Genomic DNA, 22,471 nt, shown 5'->3' on the forward strand with positions numbered 1-22,471 from the left:
GTTGATTTTTGGCACGCTGTTGAGTTCTCAAGGAACGGTCGCTTCCTTTGTACTCACCCTCTCGGGCTTTCCTCCGGGCTTCCCTTCGGTGTTTCCGACTCTATCAGATCTTTTCTCGATCCGATTTCCTCGGCGCTTTCCAGGTTCTCGCTCTCGCGTTTCCCTTTCCGGCGGTTCTGACTCTATCAGATCCTTTCGGGCCTGACTCCCAGTCAGTTGGGCTTGTCTTCACGGTTGTTGGGCCGTTCCGACGTCTCAAACCTTAGCGGATCCTCCCGGCGATTCCCAATCGGACCGCCGAGTCCCTATTCGAATTGAATTCGGGCACGCCGAAATCAACCCGGATGGGTGATCGTGCTGTTGCTTGAGGGGAGTGCCGCTCGAAGCGGCTGAGGTGCTGTCAGAGAACCGTTACGGCTCGGTGGCAACTCGGAGAACTTTACGGATCGGGCATGGGGGTGTCAAGCACCCCTGTCAAGATTTTTTTCCGAGCCTCAGTCGAGGTCGCTCAGCCGACCGCCGGCGTCCGGCTGGGCGTGCTCCACACGGCGCAGGAGCCGGGTGAGGACTTCGCCGAGCACCATGCGCTCGGCGGGGGTGAGGTCCTGGAGGAGGTCCTCCTCGAAGACGGTCGCCAGGCGCATCGCCTCCAGCCACTTCTCGCGGCCCTCGGGAGTCAGCTCCACGATCACCCGTACGCGGTTGGTCTCGTCGCGCTCCCGGGTGACCAGACCCTCGGCGACCATCCGGTCGATGCGGTGGGTCATCGCGGCCGGGGTGAGGCCGAGCCGCTTGGCGAGGTCGCTCGGGCCCATGCGGTACGGAGCGCCGTCGAGGACGAGGGCCTTGAGGACCTCCCACTCGGTGGTGCTGATGCCGAGGGCCGAGGTCTGGCGGCCGTACGCCACGTTCATCCGGCGGTTCAGCCGGGACAGCGCCGACACGATCTTCTCGATCTGGGGGTCGAGGTCCTGGAACTCGCGCTGGTAGGCGGCGATCTGTTCTTCGAGTGTCGGCTCCGTGACGCCGGGGGTGTCGGCCATGGGCGAAGTATCGCACGGAGCCGCTTTGCCTTGAAGTCCTTCGCTGTGTACTCTTTAGCTTCGAACTTTAGAGTTGAAGTCTTCACTCCTAACTAGTGAGAGAGGTGAACGTGACCAGGGCGATGGGCGCAGCGATGCGCCGGATCCACGTGGGTAACGCACTCAGCGCTTTCGGGCTCGGCTTCACGGTCCCGTACCTGTACGTCTATGTGGCGCAGGTGCGGGGTCTGGGGGCCATGACGGCGGGTCTCGTGCTCGCCGTCTTCGCCGTGGCCGCGCTGATCGTGCTGCCGTTCGCCGGCCGGGCGATCGTGCGGCGCGGCCCGCTGCCGGTCCTGCTCGCCGCCCTGGTCACCGCCGCGCTGGGCGCGCTCAGCCTGGGGCTCGCGGGCAACGCCGCGGCCGTACTGCTGTCCGCCGCCGCGCTCGGGGCGGGGCAGGCCGTGATGCAGCCGGCGCTGGCGACGATGATCGTGGACTGCTCGACTGCGGACACGCGGTCGCGGGCGTTCGCCATGCAGTTCTTCCTGCAGAACCTTGGACTGGGCGTCGGTGGCCTCATAGGCGGTCACCTCGTCGACACGACGCGGGTCTCCTCCTTCACGCTGCTGTTCGCGATCGAGGCGGCGATGTTCCTGCTGCTGGTCGTCGTGATGTCGACGGTGCGGATGCCTCGGGCGCCGCGGATCGAGGAGGCGCCGACCGGTTCGGCGAAGGGCAGCTGGAAGCAGCTGCTCGGGAACCGGGCGATGGTGCAGCTGTGCGTGCTCGGCTTCGTGCTGTTCTTCGCCTGCTACGGACAGTTCGAGTCCGGCCTGAGCGCGTACGGCGTCGAAGCGGCCGGGATATCCACCTCCGCGCTGGGGACGGCGCTGGCCGCGAACACGCTGATGATCGTGGTCGCGCAGTTCGCCGTGCTGAAGTTCGTGGAGCGGCGCCGGCGCTCGCGGGTGATCGCCGCTGTCGGTCTGATCTGGGCGGTGGCCTGGGTGGCCGCGGGGTACGCCGGGCTCGGGCACGGCAGCCAGGAGATGGCGACGGCTGCGTTCGTCTCGACGTACGCGTTGTTCGGGCTGGGTGAGGCGATGCTGTCGCCGACGGTCGCGCCGCTGGTGGCGGATCTGGCGCCGGAGGGGATGGCCGGGCAGTACAACTCGGCGTTCGCGCTGGTCAAGCAGTTGGCGTTGGCTGTGGGGCCGGCGGTGGGCGGGCCGCTGGGGGCCTCGCTGCCCGGGCCGTACATCGTGACGTTTCTGCTGTTCTCGCTGGGGATCACTGTGCTGGCGCTGCGGCTGGGGCGGGGGCTCACGGCGGTGCAGGACCGGCCGTGGCTGGCGCGGAGCCGGGTGGTCACGCGTGGCGGCCTTCCTGCGGAGCCGGTGCCGGCGGAGGCGTAAGGCGCCCGGCGCTGGGGCTGGGCGTGCGTGGGTTTCGCTTGCCCGCGCTCGCGGGGTGCCTCCCCCACGCCCGACTGCCCGCAGCTACGGGGACGCCGGGAGTGCGAACTCGCACCACACCGCCTTGCCGCCGCCCGGGGTTCTCCGCGAGCCCCAGTTCGACGCGATCGTCGCCACGATGGCGATGCCCCTCCCCGATTCGTCGCCCGGTTCTGCTCGGCGGCGGCGGGGGAGGTGGTCGTCGCCGTCTGTGACCTCGATGATCAGGCGGCGGTCGGTGCGGCGGAGGCGGAGGCGCATGGGCGGGGTGCCGTGCTGGAGGGAGTTGGCGACCAGCTCGCTGGCGGCGAGGACGCCGAGGTCGTGCAGGTCGACGGGGAAGCGCCAGCTGGTGAGGACACCGGAGGCGAAGGCACGGGCGCGCGGGGCCGCCTCCACGCCGCCGAGGAGTTCCAGTGCGGCGTTGCGGAAGAGGTCGCCCTCGGGGCCCGTACGGGCGGGGTGCTGGAGGACGAGGACGGCCACGTCGTCGTCGTGGTCGGCGGTGACGCCGGCCGAGCGGACCAGGCGGTCGCAGATGACCTGCGGGGTGCCCGTGGCACCGGCGAGGGCGCCCTCGAGTGCGGCGATGCCTTCGTCCAGGTCCTCGTCCCGGCGCTCCACCAGGCCATCGGTGTAGAGGACGGCGGTGGCGCCGGGGCCCAGCGGGACCGAGCCGGAGGCGTGCATCCAGCCGCCGGTGCCGAGCGGCGGGCCGGTGGGTTCGTCGGCGCGCGTCACGGTGCCGCTCTCGTCGCGGACCAGGATCGGCAGGTGCCCGGCGGAGGCGTACACCAGGCGGCCCTCGTTGGGGTCGTGGACGGCGTAGACGCAGGTGGCGATCTGGTTGGCGTCGATCTCGGTGGCGAGGCCGTCGAGGAGCTGGAGCACCTCGTGCGGGGGCAGGTCGAGGCGGGCGTACGCGCGTACGGCCGTACGGAGCTGGCCCATCACCGCCGCCGCACGGACTCCTCTGCCCATCACGTCGCCGATCACCAGCGCGGTGCGTCCGCCGCCGAGGGTGATCACGTCGTACCAGTCGCCGCCGACCGCGGCCTCGGTGCCGCCGGGCTGGTAGGTGGCGGCGATGCGCAGGTCGTCGGGCTGTTCCAGTTCCTGCGGGAGCAGGGAGCGCTGGAGGGTGACGGCGGTCTCGCGCTGGCGGCGCTCGCTGGCGCGCAGGCGTTCGGCGGCCTCGGCGTGGTCGGTGACGTCGGTGGCGAAGACGAGCACGGCGCCGTCGCCGCCGGCGCGGTCGGCGTCCTCGGTCACGGGGGTACAGGTGAAGGTGTAGGAGCGGCCGTCGACGGCCTTGCGGGACTTCAGGGTGCGGGGCTTGCCGCTGCGCAGCACCTGGTCGAGGAGGGGGAGCAGGCCGAGTTCGGCCAGTTCCGGCAGGGCCTCGCGGGCGGGTGCGCCCGGGGGGCGTGCGCCGAAGGCCGCCGCGTAGGCGTCGTTGACGTAGGCGATGCGGTGCTCGGGGCCGTGGACGAGGGCGACGAGTGCCGGGACGCGGTCGAGGACCTCACGCCCGCACAGTTCGTCGACCGCGGGCACCGGCGCCGTTCCATCGGTCTGTTGTTCGACGCGGGCCGCGGGCACGGAGCCTTCCCCTCGGCGGTCCGGGGAGACCGCGGTTTCGGTCCGCGCGGCGGCGCGGCGCTGCGTTCCGGGGAGCCGGGCGCTCCAACGCGTGAAGTTCACAGTGGGGAAAGCCTCGTGGGTGCTGAGGGCGGGCGGGTGGCCCGTCCGAGGTCGTGGGGCAGTCTGGCAAAGGGCGGGCCGCGGCGACATCCGTCAGACGCCGGAGCGGCCCGGGGAGTTCCCAGGTCGGGTCAGGACGACCCCTTCGGGTCGTCCGAGGGGCTGTGAGGAGGCTTTCCCCCGGCAGCCAGTTCGAACTCCGCTCGGGGATGTTCGAGCGAACCGAGCGAGACGATCTCCCGTTTGAAGAGCCCGGCGAGGGTCCACTCGGCGAGCACGCGGGCCTTGCGGTTGAAGGTGGGCACCCTGCTGAGGTGGTAGACGCGGTGCATGAACCAGGCAGGGTAGCCCTTCAGCTTGCGTCCGTAGACCTGGGCGACGCCCTTGTGCAGGCCGAGGGAGGCGACGGAGCCGACGTATTTGTGCGCGTACGTCTCCAGGGGCTCGCCGCGCAGCGCGTGGACGAGGTTGTCGCCGAGGACCCTGGCCTGGCGGACCGCGTGCTGGGCGTTGGGCGCGGTCTCGGTGCCGGGTTCGGCGGCCGTGACGTCGGGGACGGCGGCGGCGTCGCCCGCGGCCCAGGCGTGTTCCGTGCCGTCCACGGTGAGTTCGGCGGTGCACCTGAGCTTGCCGCGCTCGGTGAGCGGCAGGTCGGTGGCGGCGAGCAGCGGGTGCGGTTTGACGCCGGCGGTCCACACGACCGTACGGGTCGGGAAGCGCTGGCCGTCGCTGAGGGCGGCGACGCGGTCGGCGCAGGACTCCAGGCGGGTCTCCAGCAGCACCTGGATGTTGCGGCGGCGCAGCTCGGTGACGGTGTAGCGGCCCATCTCCGCGCCGACCTCGGGGAGGATGCGGTCGGAGGCCTCCACGAGGATCCATTTCATGTCCTCGGGGCGGACGTTGTGGTAATAGCGCGCGGCGTAGCGGGCCATGTCCTCCAGTTCGCCGAGCGCCTCTACGCCCGCGTAGCCGCCGCCTACGAAGACGAAGGTGAGGGCGGCGTCGCGGATCGCGGGGTCGCGGGTGGAGGAGGCGATGTCCATCTGCTCGATCACGTGGTTGCGCAGGCCGATGGCCTCTTCGACGGTCTTGAAGCCGATGCCGTACTCGGCGAGGCCGGGGACGGGCAGCGCGCGGGAGACGGAGCCGGGGGCGAGCACGAGTTCGTCGTAGCCGACGAACTCGGTGGTCCTGCCCTCGTCCTCGGTGGCGAGCGTGGTGAGGGCGGCGGTGCGCACCGCGTGGTCGATGGAGGTCACCTCGCCGATGACGATGTGGCACTGGTGCAGAACACGGCGCAGGGGTACGACGACGTGCCGAGGAGAAATCGAACCGGCCGCCGCTTCGGGAAGGAACGGCTGATACGTCATGTAGGGGTCGGGGGTGACGACGGTGATCTCGACGCTCCCCTGCTTCAGCTCCCGCTTCAGCTTCCGCTGGAGGCGCAGGGCCGTGTACATCCCGACGTAGCCGCCGCCGACAACGAGAATGCGCGCACGTTCCTTCACCATCCCATGACGCACCCGGCGCTGTTGTTTGTCCACAGCCCCGGCAAATTGTGTGACCGGCGGCCAGGTGTGCGCGGTGGGCGGGGCGGAGGCGGAGCGGAGTGAAAGCGGGCAGGTCAGCGGGGGCGGACGGGCGGGAAGGATGGGGCGGAATCGGGACGTACACACCCCGTACTCCGATCGGGGGGCGCACTGTGCGGAACCTGCCCCTTCTGAATTGACGCTCCCTCAACTATGTTCGTGTGCAGACGGGGTGTAGGGATTGTGGTCGAACGCGTCCGCGACGGGCGGGTCCCGCATGTTGAACGGCGCCGCAGCCGCGCACTCCGCTTTGATTGGCGGGGAGCGTCTCCGGGGGGAGACGTCATTACCGGGGGAAAACACATGCATGTTCAGGACACTCATTGGGCATCGGCAGCCGCAGTCGCATCCGGTGGCGGAGCGGTGAGCGGAGCGGTGGGCAACGGGCGCGCGGACCAGGCGCGTACGACCCCGCTGCGGGTGGACGCACAGCGCAATCTGGAGCACGTGCTGCGTGCGGCGCGCGAGGTCTTCGGCGAGCTGGGGTACGGCGCGCCGATGGAGGACGTGGCGCGGCGCGCGCGGGTCGGTGTCGGCACGGTGTACCGGCGCTTCCCGAGCAAGGACGTGCTGGTCCGGCGGATAGCCGAGGAGGAGACCGCCCGGCTGACCGAGCAGGCGCGGGCCGCGCTGGGGCAGGAGGACGAGCCGTGGTCGGCGCTGTCGCGGTTCCTGCGGACGTCCGTGGCCTCGGGGGCGGGGCGGTTGCTGCCGCCGCAGGTGCTGCGGGTCGGGGTCGCCGAGGAAGGCTCCGACGGTACGGCCGGGTCGATCGGCTCTGCTGACGAGGCTCGGGTGCCGCAGCAGAGGTCGCAGCCGGCGGCGGGGGAGCTGCGGCTGGTGCCGGAGCCTTCGGTGACGGCCGAGGAGTGCGACGCGGGGGCGGCTGCACTGCTCGACGTGGTGGGGCAGTTGGTGGACCGGGCGCGGGCGGCGGGTGAACTGCGGCCGGACGTCTCGGTGTCCGACGTGCTGCTGGTGATCGCCACGGCGGCGCCGTCCCTGCCGGATGCTGCGCAGCAGGCGGCGGCGTCGGCGCGGCTGCTGGACATCCTGCTGGACGGGCTGCGCTCGCGTCCCGCGTAACCCCGCGGGGCATGACCGGCTGCCGCCTCGGCCACGCCTTCGGCGGGGATGGTTTTCCACCCGCACCCCCCGTGCAGCTTTCGCGGTCGGGTGCGGGTGGCCCTTGTGGGGGCCTCTCGCCGTCGGCGGGTGCGGGTGGGTCCCGTGGGAGGCTTTCGGCGTCGGCAGGTGCCGGTCGGCCGTCGGGACGGGAGTCTTTGGTGACGAGTCCGCTCGGATGAGTGGATGGGGTGGATGGGGGTCCTTGAACGAAAGACAATGTGGCACCCTGTGCCCGTAACGGGTTGGGCTGGGCCGGTGTCGGGGGCTTTCCGCGATGGGCGTTGACGGGTGGGCCGAGTCGCGCGGTGACGGTGACGCGGAGGCCGGTGGGCTGACTTCGCCACAGGTGCCGAGTCAGGGGGGCCGCGCCGATGTGCCTGCCCCGGGCGACCGGAGTGTGCCCGCTCAGCGGGACCGGAGGGGGCTGCCACCGTCCCGGGAACTGCCGGCCGCCGACGGCGAGCTGATCGAGCGGATGCGTGCCGGTGACGACTCCGCCTACGAGGAGCTGTACCGGCGGCACGCGGATGCCGTGCGGCGGTACGCGCGTACCTGCTGCCGGGACGGGCACACCGCCGATGACCTCACCGCCGAGGTGTTCGCCCGGATGCTGCAGGCCGTACGCGGCGGGTCCGGGCCCGAGCACGCCGTACGTGCCTATCTGCTGACCTCCGTGCGGCGCGTCGCCGCGCACTGGATCAAGTCCGCCCGGCGTGAGCACCTCGTCGACGACTTCGCCGTCTTCGCCCAGCAGGCCTCGCGCGGGTCCGAGGTGTCCGCCGACACTGCGTCCATGGGCTCCTTGGGAGCGGGCCTGGACCTGGGCGCCGATGCGCTCGCCATGCACGAGGCCGAGCAGTCGATGGCCATGCAGGCCTTCCGTACGCTGCCCGAGCGCTGGCAGGCCGTGCTGTGGCACACCGAGGTGGAGGACGAGTCGCCGAGCGAGGTGGCCGTTCTCTTCGGGCTCGATGCCAATGGCACTCGGGTGCTGGCCAGCCGCGCCCGCGAGGGACTGAAGCAGGCCTACCTCCAGGCCCACGTCAGCACCACCCTCACCGACGACGAGGAGTGCGCCCGCTACGCCGACCAGCTCGGCACCTACGCCCGCCGCAAGCTGCGCATCCGCGCCGAGCGGGGCCTGCGCAAGCACCTGGAGGAGTGCGCCAGGTGCCGGCTGGCCGCCGTGCAGATCGAAGAGGTCGCGAGCGGCATCCCCGGTGTCGTCCCGGTCGCGGTCATCGGTTGGTTCGGGGCCGCCGGGTATGCCAAGGCGCTCGGGATCATCGCCGGCAGCGCCGGGACCGCGGGCGCAGCCGCCGCGGCGACCGGCACGAGCGGCGGGACGAGCGCGGGTGGCGGGGCCGCCGCCGCGGAGGGGCTCGGCGCGCCCGTGAAGGCAGGTGTCGCGGCCGGTGTCGTCGCGGTGGCCGCCGCCGCGCTCGCCATGGCCCTGATGAACGACAGCCACCCGGCGAAGGTGGTGGCCCAGCCGTCGCCGCCCCCGCCGGCCGTGCAGCCCGAGCCGCCCAAGCCGGCACCGCCGAAGCCGACTCCCCAGCCTCCGAAGCCGGTGGTGCTCGCGCCCACGCCGACGCCCACCCCGCCCCCGAAGCCGACGCCGACGCCGGCCGCCAAGCCGAAGCCGAAGAAGCCCAGACCCACCCCCACGCCGACCCCGACCCCGACCCCGCCCCCGAAGCCCACACCGAAGCCGACCCCGAAGCCCGCTCCCCCGCCGGTTCCCGCCGACTACGAGTGGAGCGAACTGAACTACGACGTCAACGGCGACGGCACCCGGCCCGAGATGCGGATGGCCGAGAGCAGCTGGGTGTGGCGGCGCCATGGCCTGTCCATCGACGGCAAGCAGTACGCGCGCGGGGTGACCGTCGGCGGCACGTCCTCCGTCACCATCGACCTCAACCGGCAGTGCACCGCCTACGACGCGATGGTCGGCGTGGACGACATGACCCTCGGGCTCGGCAAGGTCATCTTCTCCGTCTACGCCGACGGAGTCCGGCTGTGGCAGTCCGACATGGTCAAGGGCCGGGACCAGGCCATTCCCGTCCATGTGAATCTGACCGGGCACAAGACCGTACGGCTCGTCGTCGAACCGCACAGCAACGCCTTCGACCAGGCCGCGCTGGCGGACTGGGCGGACGCCAAGTTCGCCTGCCGGTAGCCCCGCTCAGCGGCCGTCCGCGGTCGTCGCCGCTGCCACCGTCGCCAGCTCCCGCAGTACGTCGTCCGTGTCGAGGGACGCGCCCTGGGCCTGCTCGGCCTCGTAGCGCTCCGGGGCCAGCGCCGCGCGGGCCCCGGCGTCCACGTGTGCGGCGCGGGTGCGCTCCGGCTCGGGGCGCGGATTGCCGTCACGCCAGTGGTCGGCGGCGGCGAACAGCCGTACCGCGCCCGGCAGATCGCCGAGCCGGGCCAGCAGGTCCGCCGCGATGTCCACCAGCCCCGCGGTGACCGACTCCGCGCACCGCTGCTCCACCGCCTCCCGCAGCGCGTCTGCCACGATCGGCAGCCCGTGCGCGGGACCCGACTCGCCGGCCGTGACGAGCGCCTCGACCGCCCGCAGGCCCGCCGTGAACTGCGGCGGCAGGGTGCCCCCTCGCGATACCGCGCAGGTCTCCTCGTACAGCTCGCGCGCGCGGACCAGGTCCCCTTCGTCCCGGGCGATGTGCGCGCGCATCAGCAACACGAAGGCCCGCGACTCCGCCACCCCGTACCGGTCGGCCACCGCGCCCGCCTCGTCCAGGGTGGCCAGCGCTGTCGTCCGGTCGCCGGAGCGGTAGGCGATCTCGGCGAGCCGCGCCTTCAGGAACGGCGTCTCGGCGTAGGCGCCCACCTCGTAGGCGAGCCGCTGCCCCTCCTCGTACTCGGCGCGGGCCTCCGCGTACCGGCCGCGGGCCATGGCCGCCTCACCCGCCGCGCTGCACACCTGCGCCCGCATCCAGCGGTCCCCGACCCGCCGGCTGAGCGTCCGCAGCTCGGCCAGGTCCTCGTCCACGCCCCGCAGGTTGCCCGGCGAGTCGACGACGACGTGGGTGCGGTACATCAGGGCGACGCCGACCTCCCAGTCACCGCCGTACGCCCGGCAGTTGGCGACCGCTTCCGCCAGGTCGGCCCCCATGTCCGTCACGCTGCCCAGGTAGTAGTCGGTCAGCGGCCAGACGATGCCCGGCACACGGGCGGACTGCGGGCCGCCGGGCTCGTAGTGGGCCCGCACGCGCGCGATGTACTCCGGGGCCCGCTCGTCCCCCGAGAGATGGTCCGCGCTCGACTCCGCCGTCAGGAACAGGTCGAGCATCCGCAGGTCCATGCGCCGGGCGCGCAGCGGATGCCCGGACTCGCCGTCGGGCGCGGCGAGGAAGGAGCCCACCGGGTCGGCCGACGCCACCAGCGGCATCAGCTCGCCCTCGGGTGCCGCCGCAGGCAGGGCGTCCAGGGCGGCGCCCAGGCGCAGCACCAGCCGCACCCAGGCCACCGCCTCCTGGCGGTAGTTGCGCAGCCACCAGAACCAGCCCATGGCCAGGACGATCGCGCCCGCCTCCGCCTCGTCGCCGGCGCACACCGCGCGGTCCAGGGCCGCACGGATGTTGTCCAGGTCGCTCTCCAGGCGGGAGATCCACGGCAGTTGCGCCGCGGACCGCAGCTGCGGGTCGGCCTCCTCGACGAGGGCGCGCACCCACGCGCGGTGCCGGCGCTCGGCCGCCGCGCGCACCTCGGGGACCTCGGCCGCGCGCTCGGTGGCGTACTCGTGGATGGTCTCCAGCATCCGGTACCGCATGCCGCCGGAGCCGTCCGTGACCCCGCCGGGGCCCTCCGTGCCGAACGTGCCGTCCGGGGTGGCCACGACGAGGGACTTGTCGACCAGGGCGCCGATCAGGTCCGCCGCCGGGCCGGTGCACACGGCCTCTGCCGCCGCGAGGTCCCAGCCGCCGGCGAACACCGACACCTCGCGCAGCACGGTCCGCTCCCGCTCGTCCAGCAGCTCCCAGGACCAGTCGACCACCGCGCGCAGGGTCTGCTGGCGGGGCAGGACCGTGCGGCTGCCGGAGGTGAGCAGGCGGAAGCGGTCGTCGAGCCGGTCGGCGATCTGCCGCGGGGTCAGCAGCCTGAGCCGGGCCGCGGCCAGCTCGATGGCGAGCGGCAGGCCGTCCAGGCGGCGGCAGATCTCCGCCACGGCCGCGGTGTCGCGGAGGACGGCGCCGGCGTCGGGACGGACGGCCTTCGCGCGCTCCGCGAAGAGGTGGTGCGCCTGCTCGGGGACGAGGGGTTCGACCGGGCGCACCGACTCACCGGGGACGCCCAGGGGTTCACGGCTGGTGGCGAGGATCGTGAGCCCGGGGCAGTGGGTGAGGAGGGTCTCGGCGAGGTCGGCTGCCGCGCCGATGACGTGTTCGCAGTTGTCAAGGATCAGGAGTTGGCTGCGCTGAGCGCAGTACTCGATCAGCAGGGCCGTGGGGTCGGCCTGCGGCATCGCCAGCTCGTTGGTCAGCAGCACGGTCTCGCGCAGACCGAGCGCGCTGACCACCGCGCCGGGCACCGCCTCCGGCTGGTCGAGCGGGGCCAGCTCGACCAGCCAGGCCTGCGGGAGCCCGGCGGCGGCCTGTTCGGCGAGGCGGGTCTTTCCGGAGCCGCCCGGTCCGGTGAGGGTGACCAGGCGGGTCCTGTGCAAGTCGGAACGAATGGCCTCGAGTTCTGGTTCCCGGCCGACGAAGGACGTCAGACGGGGGCGGAGGTTGCCGGTGCGCTCGGGGGGTGGAGCTAGCGCAGGCTGCCCCGCCTGCCTCGGTGCCGGGGTCTCCTGCTTCAGCAACGACGTGTGCAGGGCCCGGAGTTCCGGGCCCGGGTCGGTGCCGAGGGTGTCGGCGAGGGTGCGGCGGGCCGACTCGTACGCGGCGAGGGCGTCGGCGGGGCGGCCGGTGTCGCGCAGGGCGCGGATGAGGAGGGCGTGCAGGGGTTCGTCGTACGGGTGGGCCGCCGTCAGCTCCGTCAGTTCCGGTACGACGTCCCCGGCGCGGCCCAGGTCGAGGGCGGCGGCGGCGCGGGCGCGGGCCGCCTCCAGGCGCAGGGACTCGGGGCGGGTGGCCGCGGTGCGGTCGGGGAGGTCGGCGAGGGCGGGGCCTTGCCAGAGGGCGAGGGCCTCGGTGAGGGTGCGGTGCGCGGTGGCCGGGTCGCCTGCGGTGAGGGCCTGGGTGCCGGTGCGGGTGAGGCGCTCGAAGACGTGCAGGTCCACGTCGTCCTCGGTGGCTTCCAGGCGGTAGCCGCCCGGGGTGGAGGTGACGGCGTCCCGGCCGAGGGTGCGGCGGAGGCGGCCGACGAGCGCCTGGAGGGCGGCGGTGGCGTCCTGGGGCGGGTCGTCCGCCCAGACCTCGTCGATGAGGGTTTCGGGGGTGGTGGTGCGGGCGGGGCGCAGGGCGAGGGCGGTGAGGAGCGTGCGGAGTCGTTGGCCGCCGATGGGTATGGGGGTGCCCTGGTCGTTGGCCGCCTGGGTTATGCCGAGGATTCTGTACCGCACCTGGTCATTGTTGCGGCGGATGCCGGTACTGGCGACGGGGTTTGCCGGTGCGGGTCGGCTGGGCGGGGGGTGGGTTCCGCCTGCCGCGCCGGGCGCAGCGACAGGGGTGGCTGGGGAACCTCACGCCCCCGACGCCAAGGCCCCCTTCCTCGGCTGGATCCCGGAAGGCACCGCACGCGCGCGTGCCGGTGTTCCCGTCCAGCACGTGCCGCGGCGGGCGAGGAGGCGGTGGAGCCAGAGTTCGAGGGAGACGAGGTCGGCGAGGCCGTCCAGGGGGAGGGAGGCGCCGGAGGCTGCCGCGCGCAGGGCCTTGCGGACCACGCGGGCCTCGACCAGGCCGGCCTCCGCGAGGAGGGGCGTGGCGAAGAGGTCCATCAGGGGGTCGGCCGCCAGGCGCAGCCCCGCGCGTGTGGCCGCCGCCGAGGACGCGTGGGAGGGGGCGCCCCAGCCGGGCGGGAGGTCGGTGACGCCGGCGCCTTCCAGGACCGTGCGCAGGACGGCGGAACGGGCGCCGGGCTGGACGCGCAGGGCCTCGGGGAGGGCGCGGCAGGCGCGGACGACCTGGTTGTCGAGGAAGGGCGCGTGCAGGCGCTGGGAGCGGATCTCGGCGGCCTGTTCCAGCACGCGCAGGTCGGCGGCGTACCGGGCGAGCACGGCACGCGCGCGGTAGTCGCCGGGGCGCTGGCCGGGACCCGCCGCGGAGCGGTCCGCCGCACTCTGGAGCAGAACCGATACTTCAGCCAGCGCCTCCCCCGTCAGCCAGCGCGCCGCCGGCCCCGGTCTGGCCCAGGTCAGCGCGGCGAGGGACGCCCCGACCGCGCCCCCCGGCTCCTCGAAGCGGCGCCGCATCAGCCGTTCGGCCAGCCCTTCGAGGCCCGCCCGGTAGGGGGTGCGGGCCAGCCGCCGGGCCGCGCCGTACACGCGCGCGGAGACCATCACCGAGCCGTCGGCCCGCGCGAGCGCGGCGACCGGCCGGACCAGGTGGCGCCGTTTGCGGTCCATCAGGAGGTCGGCGAGGCGCGCCGGGTGGGCGTCGAGGACCTGGCGGGCCCCGTGCCCCGTGAAGTGGTCGGCGCTGCCCGCGGCGAGCCGGGCGCGGTGCCGGGCGGCGGAGACGAGCGAGGGGCCGGGTTCGTCGGTGAGGGGGATGTCCAGGTCGGCGTAGGGCAGCGCCTCCTCGGCGCCGGTCACCACCACGTGGTGCAGGCGGGGGTTGGCCGCGAGGGTTCCCGCGCGCTCGACCTCGGCCTCCCGGCCGCCGACGGCAAGGTCGTTGAAGGTGACGGCGAGCAGCCGTTCGCCCGCGCCCGTGCCGTGGCCCAGCAGCGTGCCCGGTCTGCCGGGCAGCCCGGCGGCCAGCAGGGCGAGCGTGCCGGAGGCGGGGCCGCCGGACAGGTCGGCGCCGATCCCCGGCACCGGCATCCCGCGCGCGGCGCGCCGCTCGGCGGGGCCCATGCCGGGCACCGGCCCCGGGTCGATGTCGGGGACGTGCCGGGGTGCCGACAGCCGGGTGCGGACGGCCTCCACGAGGGCGTCCCGTACGGCGTCCACGGCGTGGTGCGGGTCGGCGGAGGGCGCGGACACCGCGAGGGAGGCGACCGGCTCGTACCCCGTGATCTCGCGCGCCCCGGCACGCAGGACCAGCGCATGCCCCGGCGGGACGCGTCGTACGCCCTCGTAGGGGGTGCTGTCGCGCAGCGCGGCCGGTACGTCGGGGGCGGCGAGCAGGGCCGCCAGGTGTCCGAAGTCGAGGTTGGCCTCTATGAGGTCGGCGAGGGGCAGCGCGGCCGTGGCGTAGGCGGTGCCGCCGGCCCACGGGGTGCAGAACACCGGGCGGGCGCCCGCGAGATCGCCGCAGACGGTGATGCGGCGGCCGACCTGGACGACGGCCGTGTAGCTGCCGGGCCAGGCCGTCAGATGCCTCAGTGCGCCCCCGCGCGCGGTGTACAGGCCGCGCCGCAGTTCCTCGTCGGAGGCGCCGCAGATGCCGAGGACGGCGATCCGGTTCTGCGCGTCGGCCTTCACCACGCGCACCTCGTCCGGGCGCCAGTCGCCGACGGCCCAGAGCGGATCGGGGTCGCCCCACAGGAGCTGGGAGCCGACCGGGTGCAGGGTCTCGCCGTCGTAACCGGCCGCGCCCGCGTACCCGTTGCCGCCCGCGGAACCGATCCCGGCGGCGCCCGCGGCGGTGCTGCTCCAACCCACCAACCACCGCATCGACGCCTCCACAGACTGTGGACAACCAGTGCACCGCACGAACCGGATCCCCATGCTGCCATGAAGAACGCGCCACGGAGGGGCGGTGACACCCCCTTCGATCGAGGGAAGTCAGCGGGAAGCCGAAGGGGTGCGCGCGGCCGGCCGCGCGGGCCGGGGTGGTCCAACCGCCGGACGGGCCAAGGTCGGTGCGATGTGAATGCGCCCCTGATGCGCTCCCCCAGAACGCCCTTCGCGCCCTCAACTGCCGTGGTGAGAGCGCTCATCACCCTCGACAGGCAGGGTCGGTTTTCGGCCAATTCAGCAGAGGGAAGCGGGCTTTGAGCACGCTCCGTACAGGCCTGCGGAACGCGTGGCGGCGCCGGACGCGCACAGTCCGGGAGGCGGGCATCGCCTCCCGGACCGGTCCGCCACCCGCGGGGATGAAGGCGGCGGTGTCCCCCAGCCCGCTGGATCCAGTACAGCGGGCCGACCCACGCACCCGCCATGGAACCGGTCCCCGGATGGCCGGAGAAGAGCGCACGGACGGGCGCACGGCCACACGGCCGGGGGCACACCGCGAAGGTCCGTGCACGGTGCGTACAGGGCCGCACTCCCGTACGGACCACAATCCCGCCATCCGGAACAATGCCCCTTAACGCTTGGGATGCGGCGAACTACGCTGGGTTTACGAATGCCGCGTGGTTATGCCAGAGCGGCAGCCGTCTGTGTCGAGGGGTGGCGCATGTCCAGGGAGCAACGCGGGCCGAACGAAAAGCTCGGCGCCGTTCTCGCCCTCGCGGGAATCAGCAACGCAGGACTCGCGCGACGCGTCAACGACCTTGGCGCACAACGCGGTTTGACTCTTCGCTACGACAAGACCTCGGTGGCGCGCTGGGTGTCGAAGGGGATGGTGCCGCAGGGTGCGGCGCCGCATCTCATTGCGGCTGCCATCGGCCAGAAGCTCGGCCGTCCGGTGCCGCTCCACGAGATCGGCCTGGCGGACGCGGATCCCGCCCCCGAAGCGGGTCTCGCCTTCCCCAGAGACGTGGCACAGGCGGTGAAGTCGGCGACGGAGCTGTACCGTCTCGACCTCGCCGGGCGCCGGGCCGGCTCCGGCGGCATCTGGCAGTCGCTCGCCGGATCGTTCGCAGTGAGCGCATACGCAACGCCCGCCTCACGATGGCTGATAACCCCCGCCGACAGCTCGGTCGCGCGGGAGGCGAACTCTGCCGAGGGCTCCGGCGCACCGATCAAAGTCGGCCACAGCGATGTGCGCAAGCTGCGGGAGGCAGCCGAGGACGCCAGGCGCTGGGACTCCAAGTACGGAGGCGGCGACTGGCGTTCGTCCATGGTTCCGGAGTGTTTAAGGGTGGAGGCGGCACCGCTGCTGCTCGGCGCGTACTCCGACGAGGTCGGCCGCGCCCTGTTCGGGGCCTCCGCCGAACTCACCCGGCTCGCGGGCTGGATGGCCTTCGACACCGGCCAGCAGGAGGCCGCACAGCGGTACTACATCCAGGCGCTGCGCCTCGCGCGTGCCGCCGCCGACGTCCCCCTCGGGGGCTATGTGCTGGCCTCCATGTCGCTGCAGGCGACGTACCGGGGCTTCGGCGACGAGGGCGTCGACCTCGCCCAGGCCGCCCTGGAGCGCAACCGGGGACTGGCCACCGCCCGCACCACGAGCTTCTTCCGCCTGGTCGAGGCACGGGCGCACGCACGCGCGGGCGACGCACAGGCGGCCGGCGCCGCACTGAAGGCGGCGGAGGGGTGGCTGGAGCGGTCGCGGGACGGCGACCACGACCCGTCCTGGCTCGGCTTCTACTCCTACGACCGGTTCGCCGCCGACGCGGCGGAGTGCTACCGCGATCTGAAGGCACCCCGGCAGGTCCGCCGCTTCACCGAACAGGCGCTGTCGAAGCCCACGGAGGAGTTCGTACGGTCGCACGGGCTGCGGCTGGTCGTCTCCGCGGTCGCCGAGCTGGAGTCGGGGAACCTGGACGCGGCCTGCGAGCAGGGCGTGCGGGCCGTGGAGGTGGCCGGGCGGATCTCGTCCGCGCGGACGAAGGAGTACGTCAGGGATCTGCTGCACCGGCTGGAGCCGTACGGGGACGAGCCGCGGGTGGTGGAGCTGCGGGAGCGGGCCCGGCCGCTGCTGATGGCTCCGGCTTGAGAGACACCGCACACGGCTCGGCCTGAGAGACAGGCCACACGTTTGAAGGTGTTGTCAGTGGCGCAGTGCACTATCTGAGGTGGGAGGTGGTGCGGATGCGCGCGGGTGCGTACGACTGTGACGTGCTGGTGGTCGGCGGGGGGATCGTCGGGCTGTCCACGGCGTATGCGATCACGCGTGCCGCGCCGGGCACACGGGTGACCGTGCTGGAGAAGGAGCCGGGCCCGGCCCGGCATCAGACGGGGCGCAACAGCGGGGTCATCCACAGCGGGATCTACTACCGGCCGGGCTCCCTGAAGGCGCGGTACGCGGTGCGGGGCGCCACCGAGATGGTGAAGTTCTGCGCCGAGTACGACATCGCGCACGCCGTCACCGGCAAGCTGATCGTCGCCACCGAGCGGGAGGAGCTGCCCCGGCTGCACGCACTCGTCCAGCGCGGCCGGGAGAACGGCATTCCGGTGCGCGAGCTGGGGCCCGCGCAGATCACCGAGTACGAGCCGGAGGTGCGCGGACTCGCGGCCATACACGTCGGTACGACCGGCGTGTGCGACTTCGTGGGCGTGGCCCGGCAGCTCGCGCAGGCCTCCGGGGCCGAGATCCGCTACGGGGCACGGGTCGTCCGCGTGGACCGGCGGCCGGAGCGGGGCGTGGCCGTGCTCACCTCGGCCGGGGACGTCGTCCGGGCGCGCGTGCTGGTGAACTGCGCCGGGCTGTACTGCGACGAGGTGGCCCGGCTGACCGGGGACGAGCCCGGGGTGCGGATCGTGCCGTTCCGCGGGGAGTACTACGAGCTGGCGCGGCCGGAGCTGGTGCGCGGGCTGGTGTATCCGGTGCCGGATCCGGCGTTCCCGTTCCTCGGGGTGCATCTGACCAGAGGGATCGACGGCGGCGTGCACATCGGGCCCAACGCGGTGCCGGCGCTGGCCCGCGAGGGGTACGGCTGGGGGGTCGTACGGCCCCGGGAGCTGGCCGGGACGGTGGCCTGGCCGGGGTCCTGGGTGATAGCCCGGCGGCACTGGCGGTACGGCGCGGGGGAGCTGCGCCGCTCGGTGTCGAAGGGGGCGTTCCTGGAGGCGGTGCGCAGATTGCTGCCCGCGGCGGAAGCCTCGGACCTGGTGCCGGCCCCTGCCGGGGTGCGGGCGCAGGCGGTGCTGCGGGACGGGACGCTGGTCGACGACTTTCTCATCCGCGAGGGGAACAGGGCCGTGCATGTCCTCAATGCACCGTCTCCTGCGGCTACCGCGAGCTTGCCCATCGGCAGGGAGGTCGGGCGACGCGCACTGGGCATGCTCGGCTCGCTGTAGTGCGCCGTAAAATCGGTCCTACTGTGTCTGACTCCCTGAGCACCCCCGAAGCCCCCCAGCCCGCTGCCGACGCGCCCCGGGCGCATGTCCCCGGTGTGTCCGTCCGGCACAGCAGGGCCAAGGGTGAGCCGCGGTTCCCGGACGGGCCCCAGGCCGATCCCGCCGGGTCGCACTTCGAGCGGCGGATCCGGAGCTTCCAGCCGCGCCGGAGCCGGGTGACGGCCGGGCAGGCCGACGCCCTGCAGCGGCTGTGGCCCAAGTGGGGGCTGGACATCGACGGACAGCAGACCATCGACCCCGTCCAGCTGTTCGGGAACACCCACCCCGTCGTCCTGGAGATCGGGTTCGGCATGGGCGAGGCCACCGCGCAGATGGCCGCCGCGGACCCCGGCACCAACATCCTCGCCGTGGACGTGCACACCCCGGGGCAGGGAAACCTCCTCAACCTCGCCGACCAGAACGCGCTGTCCAACATCCGGGTCGCCAACGGCGACGCGATCATCCTGCTCAGGGAGATGCTGCGGCCCGACTCGCTGGACGGGCTGCGCGTCTACTTCCCGGACCCCTGGCCCAAGAAGCGGCACCACAAGCGGCGGCTCATCCAGCCCGAGTTCCTTTCCCTCGCCGCGACCCGGCTCAAGCCCGGGGCGATCGTGCACTGCGCGACCGACTGGGAGCCGTACGCCGAGCAGATGCTCGAAGTGCTCACCGCGCATCCCGACTTCGAGAACACCCAGGCAGACGGCGGTTTCGCGCCACGCCCCGAGTTCCGGCCGCTGACCCGTTTCGAGGGGCAGGGACTGGACAAGGGACATCTGGTGAACGACCTGCTCTTCCGGCGCGTACCGCACCGGGAACAGCAGTGACAAGCTAAGAGGAGTCCCTCGTTAGGGTCGATGCCGTGGCCACCAGTCCTCCGTACCCGACGTACCCACCGCGGCACCCGCACTGGTGGCAGCGCACCTGGGTGCGGTACGGCGCGCTGGTCACCCTGCTCGCGCTGTCCGGTCTGGTCATCCTCGCGCTGGTGCGCCGGCAGACGGGCACGGACGGGTTCCTCGTCGGGCTCGGTCTGGCCGTGCTGCCGGTGCCGTGGCTGATCGCCGCCTTCCGCTGGCTGGACCGGGTGGAGCCGGGCCCCTGGCGGAACCTGCTGTTCGCGTTCGCCTGGGGCGCGTGTGCGGCGGCGCTCATCGCCATCGTCGCCAACAGTTTCGCGACGAAGTGGATAGCCACCGCCACCGCGGATCCGGCGAGCGCCGACACCCTCGGCGCGACCGTGATAGCGCCGATCGTCGAGGAGTCCGCGAAGGCCACCGCCGTGCTGCTGGTCTTCCTCTTCCGCAGACGGGACTTCACCGGGATCGTGGACGGGGTGGTGATAGCCGGGATCACCGCCACCGGGTTCGCGTTCACCGAGAACATCCTCTACCTCGGCACGGCCTTCGGGACCGACCAGCTCACCGGCGACCGCGGCATCGCCTCCGTCACCGCCGCCACCTTCTTCGTGCGCATCGTGATGTCCCCGTTCGCGCACCCCCTGTTCACCGTGCTCACCGGCATCGGCTTCGGCATCGCCGCGCTGTCCGCCGAGCGGCAGCGCGTCCGGCGGGTGCTGGTCCCGCTCTGCGGTCTGCTGCTCGCGATGGGCGTGCACGCCTTCTGGAACGGCTCCTCGACCTTCGGCGAGTACGGGTTCTTCGCCGTCTACGGCGTGTTCATGCTGCCCGCGTTCGGGCTGCTGACCTGGCTCGCGATCTGGACGCGGCAACGGGAGCTGCGGACCGTGCGGGAGGAGCTGCCCGCGTATGTGTACGCCGGGTGGCTGGGGCCGGCGGAGCCGTTCGCCCTCGGGTCGATGCGGGCGCGGCGGCTGGCCCGCAACCACGCCCGGCAGTACTTCGGGGGGCGGCCGGCGGCACGCGCGGTCGCGGAGTACGAGGCCTGCGCCACCTCGCTCGCGTTCCTGCGGCACCGCGGGCGCAACGGCAAGGCCGGGGCCGACTTCGCCGTACGGGAGCGGGAGCTGCTGGCGGAGCTGTGGAAGCGGAGGGAGGTTTCCTGGCCGGCGCTGGAGTACGCGGCCAGGGCCTCCGTTCCGGTGCCGGTGCACTGGGCGCCGTACGGGTATCCGGCCGGGTACCCGGCGGTGCCGTATCCCGCGTACAACCCGTACCGGACGTAGGCACCGCCGGATCACGCAGCCGCGGCGGAAAGACCGGGCGGAAAGACCGGAAGGAAGCCTCAGGCGGAGGCCTCCGTCAGCTGCTTCAGTTCCGTGTCCGTCAGCTTCAGATCCGCCACGCCCAGAAGCGCCGGCAGCTGCTCCACCGTCCGCGCCGAGGCGATCGGTGCCGTGATGGTCGGCTGGGCCGCCAGCCAGGCGAGGGCGACCGTGGCCACGGGGGCGTCGTGGGCGGCGGCGATCTCGTCCAGGGCGGTGAGCACCCGGCGCCCGCGCTCGGACTTCAGGTGCTGCGCGGCCGAGCCGGCGCGGGGGCTGCCGACCGTCGTGCCGGGGCGGTACTTGCCGGTGAGGAAGCCCGCGGCCAGCGAGAAGTACGACACGGCCCCGAGGCCCTCGCGGGCGGCGAGGTCGCGCAGCGGGCCCTCGTAGGTGTCGCGGGAGACCAGGTTGTAGTGGGGCTGGAGGGCGACGTAGCGGGCGAGGCCCTCGCGGTCGGAGAAGTCGAGGGAGGCCTGGAGGCGCTCGGGGGTGATGTTGGAGGCCGCGATGTGCCGGACCTTGCCGGCCTTCACCAGCTCGTCCAGGGCGCCGATGATCTCCTCGACCGGGACCTCGGGCTTGTCGAAGTGGGTGTAGTAGAGGTCGATGTAGTCCGTGCCGAGGCGGCGCAGGGAGGCGTCGGCGGCGGCCTTGATATTGGCCGCGGACAGGCCCGGGTACTCCGGGTGCTGGCTGACCTTGGTCGCGATGACGACGTCGGAGCGGTTGCCGCGGGCCTTCACCCACTTGCCGATGACGGTCTCGGACTCACCGCCCTTGTTGCCCTCGGCCCAGGCCGAATAGGAGTCGGCGGTGTCCACGAAGTTGCCGCCGGCCGCCGTGTAGGCGTCGAGTACGGCGAAGGACGTCTCCTCGTCGGAGGTCCAGCCGAAGACGTTGCCGCCGAGGGCGAGGGGGAAGACCTGGAGATCGGAGGAACCGAGTGTGCGCAGAGAAGCCATACCCTGTTTCAACACCCGTACCAGTGATCACATTCCGCGCAGCAGGACAGCAGAGCGCGGGCGCCGGAAGGAATCCGGCAGCCCTGACGTCGGGGGGATGCCGCCAGGACCGCCGGGGACCGGGGTCAGGCCGGGTCAGGGGTTGAGGCCCTTGTCGCGGAGCCAGGTCATCGGGTCGATGCCGGTCGGCTGGCCGCCGGGGTGGACCTCCAGGTGGAGGTGCGGGCCGGTGACGTTGCCGGTGGCGCCGATACGGCCGATCACGTCGCCGGTGTTGACCTTCTGGCCGACGCTGACGTTGATCGAGGACTGGTGGCAGAACCACAGCTCGGTGCCGTCGTCCAGGGTCAGCACGGTCCGGTAGCCGTAGGCACCGGCCCAGCCCGCCTGCGTGACGGTGCCGCTGTGGACGGCCTTGATGAGCGTGCCCGTGGGGGCGGCGAAGTCCAGGCCCGTGTGGTAGCCGGAGGACCACATCGCACCGGGCTGCCCGAAGGTGCCGGTGATGGTGTACGAGACGACCGGCAGGCTGAACTGCTTGGCCAGCTTGGCCAGGCGCTCCGCCTCGGCCTTCTTCTTCGCGATGGCCTCGGCCTGCTCCTTGGCGGCGGCGGCCTTGGCGACGGCGGCCTTCTCGGCCTTCGCAGCCGCAGCGGCGCTCTGCTGCTCGGCGGCGGCGACCGCGGCGGCGGTGGCCTTGCTGTCGGCCTGGCCCTGCTGCTGGTCGGCCTGCGCCATGATCCGGTTGCGCAGGGCCTCGCCCGCGTCCGTGTTCTGCGCGTCCTCGGAGGTCATGCCGACCCTGCTGAGCGTGTCCGCGGAGGCCGCCTTGGGCGCGTCCGCGGAACCGTCGTCAAGCAGGGAGTCGACGGAGGAAGGCAGGTCGGGCAGGTCGGGCATCGAGATGGCGACCGGGGGCTTGCCGGAGTTGGCACTGGCGATGCCACCCGCGCCGACCGCGGCCAGGACGCCGACGCCGAGGACCGTGGAACTGCGCGCGAGCCCGCCGCGCTGCTTGGCGACGCGGTGCCGGCCGCGGACCGGGCGGACGGAGTCCTCGGTGGGGTTCCACTCCTCCCAGGGGCCCTCCTCGGCCGGGAAGGAACCGTAGCCAAAGGCTTCGGTCTCGCGCTGAGCCGGTATGAACGGGGCTTCTTGGGCAGGCCGGTTGGACGCCACGCGGGC

14 protein-coding genes are annotated in these 22,471 nt (G+C 72.8%); 7 read left to right on the plus strand and 7 right to left on the minus strand.

Features of this window, described 5'->3' with window-relative positions; genetic code table 11:
- Positions 1–494: 494 nt before the first annotated feature.
- A complete protein-coding gene (locus ACWD35_RS04830; protein ID WP_451349724.1) occupies positions 495–1,043 on the minus strand; it encodes a MarR family winged helix-turn-helix transcriptional regulator in 549 nt (182 codons plus the stop codon).
- A 122-nt stretch (positions 1,044–1,165) separates the two neighbouring features.
- On the opposite strand from ACWD35_RS04830, the gene ACWD35_RS04835 reads away from it, so the two are divergent.
- Positions 1,166–2,440: an MFS transporter gene (locus ACWD35_RS04835; RefSeq protein WP_451350058.1), complete on the plus strand. Its 1,275-nt coding sequence runs from the start codon at positions 1,166–1,168 to the stop codon at positions 2,438–2,440.
- Positions 2,441–2,524: 84 nt separating this feature from the next.
- Here ACWD35_RS04835 and ACWD35_RS04840 read toward each other — a convergent pair whose 3' ends face one another.
- The gene (locus ACWD35_RS04840; RefSeq protein ID WP_451349725.1) at positions 2,525–4,183 is read right to left on the minus strand and encodes an ATP-binding SpoIIE family protein phosphatase; all 1,659 of its coding nucleotides are present in this window, start codon (positions 4,181–4,183) and stop codon (positions 2,525–2,527) included.
- A 131-nt stretch (positions 4,184–4,314) separates the two neighbouring features.
- A complete protein-coding gene (locus tag ACWD35_RS04845; protein ID WP_451349726.1) occupies positions 4,315–5,694 on the minus strand; it encodes an NAD(P)/FAD-dependent oxidoreductase in 1,380 nt (459 codons plus the stop codon).
- Between the two features lie 381 nt (positions 5,695–6,075).
- On the opposite strand from ACWD35_RS04845, the gene ACWD35_RS04850 reads away from it, so the two are divergent.
- Positions 6,076–6,858 carry a TetR/AcrR family transcriptional regulator gene (locus tag ACWD35_RS04850; protein ID WP_451349727.1) on the plus strand — a complete coding sequence of 261 codons (783 nt, stop codon included), beginning with the start codon at positions 6,076–6,078 and terminating at the stop codon, positions 6,856–6,858.
- A 316-nt stretch (positions 6,859–7,174) separates the two neighbouring features.
- Positions 7,175–9,082, plus strand: a complete 1,908-nt coding sequence (locus ACWD35_RS04855; protein WP_451349728.1) for a sigma-70 family RNA polymerase sigma factor — start codon at positions 7,175–7,177, stop codon at positions 9,080–9,082.
- A 6-nt stretch (positions 9,083–9,088) separates the two neighbouring features.
- Here ACWD35_RS04855 and ACWD35_RS04860 read toward each other — a convergent pair whose 3' ends face one another.
- Together ACWD35_RS04860 and ACWD35_RS04865 are read right to left on the minus strand one after the other, a co-directional pair.
- Complete coding sequence (locus ACWD35_RS04860) at positions 9,089–12,427, minus strand: BTAD domain-containing putative transcriptional regulator (protein ID WP_451349729.1); 3,339 nt, start codon at positions 12,425–12,427, stop codon at positions 9,089–9,091.
- Between the two features lie 120 nt (positions 12,428–12,547).
- A complete protein-coding gene (locus ACWD35_RS04865; protein ID WP_451349730.1) occupies positions 12,548–14,644 on the minus strand; it encodes an asparagine synthase-related protein in 2,097 nt (698 codons plus the stop codon).
- Between the two features lie 724 nt (positions 14,645–15,368).
- Between ACWD35_RS04865 and ACWD35_RS04870 the strand changes: the two genes are divergently transcribed.
- The 4 genes from ACWD35_RS04870 to ACWD35_RS04885 all read left to right on the plus strand — a co-directional run bounded on the left by ACWD35_RS04870 (position 15,369) and on the right by ACWD35_RS04885 (position 20,282).
- Positions 15,369–16,793, plus strand: a complete 1,425-nt coding sequence (locus ACWD35_RS04870; RefSeq protein WP_451349731.1) for an MFS transporter — start codon at positions 15,369–15,371, stop codon at positions 16,791–16,793.
- 95 nt (positions 16,794–16,888) lie between these two features.
- Positions 16,889–18,097 carry an L-2-hydroxyglutarate oxidase gene (lhgO, locus tag ACWD35_RS04875; protein WP_451349732.1) on the plus strand — a complete coding sequence of 403 codons (1,209 nt, stop codon included), beginning with the start codon at positions 16,889–16,891 and terminating at the stop codon, positions 18,095–18,097.
- Positions 18,098–18,120: 23 nt separating this feature from the next.
- A complete protein-coding gene (trmB, locus tag ACWD35_RS04880) occupies positions 18,121–18,963 on the plus strand; it encodes a tRNA (guanosine(46)-N7)-methyltransferase TrmB (RefSeq protein ID WP_451349733.1) in 843 nt (280 codons plus the stop codon).
- A gap of 35 nt (positions 18,964–18,998) precedes the next feature.
- The gene (locus ACWD35_RS04885) at positions 18,999–20,282 is read left to right on the plus strand and encodes a PrsW family intramembrane metalloprotease (protein WP_451349734.1); all 1,284 of its coding nucleotides are present in this window, start codon (positions 18,999–19,001) and stop codon (positions 20,280–20,282) included.
- A 59-nt stretch (positions 20,283–20,341) separates the two neighbouring features.
- Here the strand turns inward: ACWD35_RS04885 and ACWD35_RS04890 are convergent, their stop codons facing one another.
- Together ACWD35_RS04890 and ACWD35_RS04895 are read right to left on the minus strand one after the other, a co-directional pair.
- Positions 20,342–21,286 carry an aldo/keto reductase gene (locus tag ACWD35_RS04890; protein WP_451349735.1) on the minus strand — a complete coding sequence of 315 codons (945 nt, stop codon included), beginning with the start codon at positions 21,284–21,286 and terminating at the stop codon, positions 20,342–20,344.
- A gap of 135 nt (positions 21,287–21,421) precedes the next feature.
- On the minus strand, positions 21,422–22,465 hold the full coding sequence (locus ACWD35_RS04895) for a M23 family metallopeptidase (RefSeq protein WP_451349736.1): 1,044 nt from the start codon (positions 22,463–22,465) through the stop codon (positions 21,422–21,424).
- Positions 22,466–22,471 lie beyond the last annotated feature (6 nt).

The organism is Streptomyces sp. NPDC002671 (assembly GCF_053592475.1).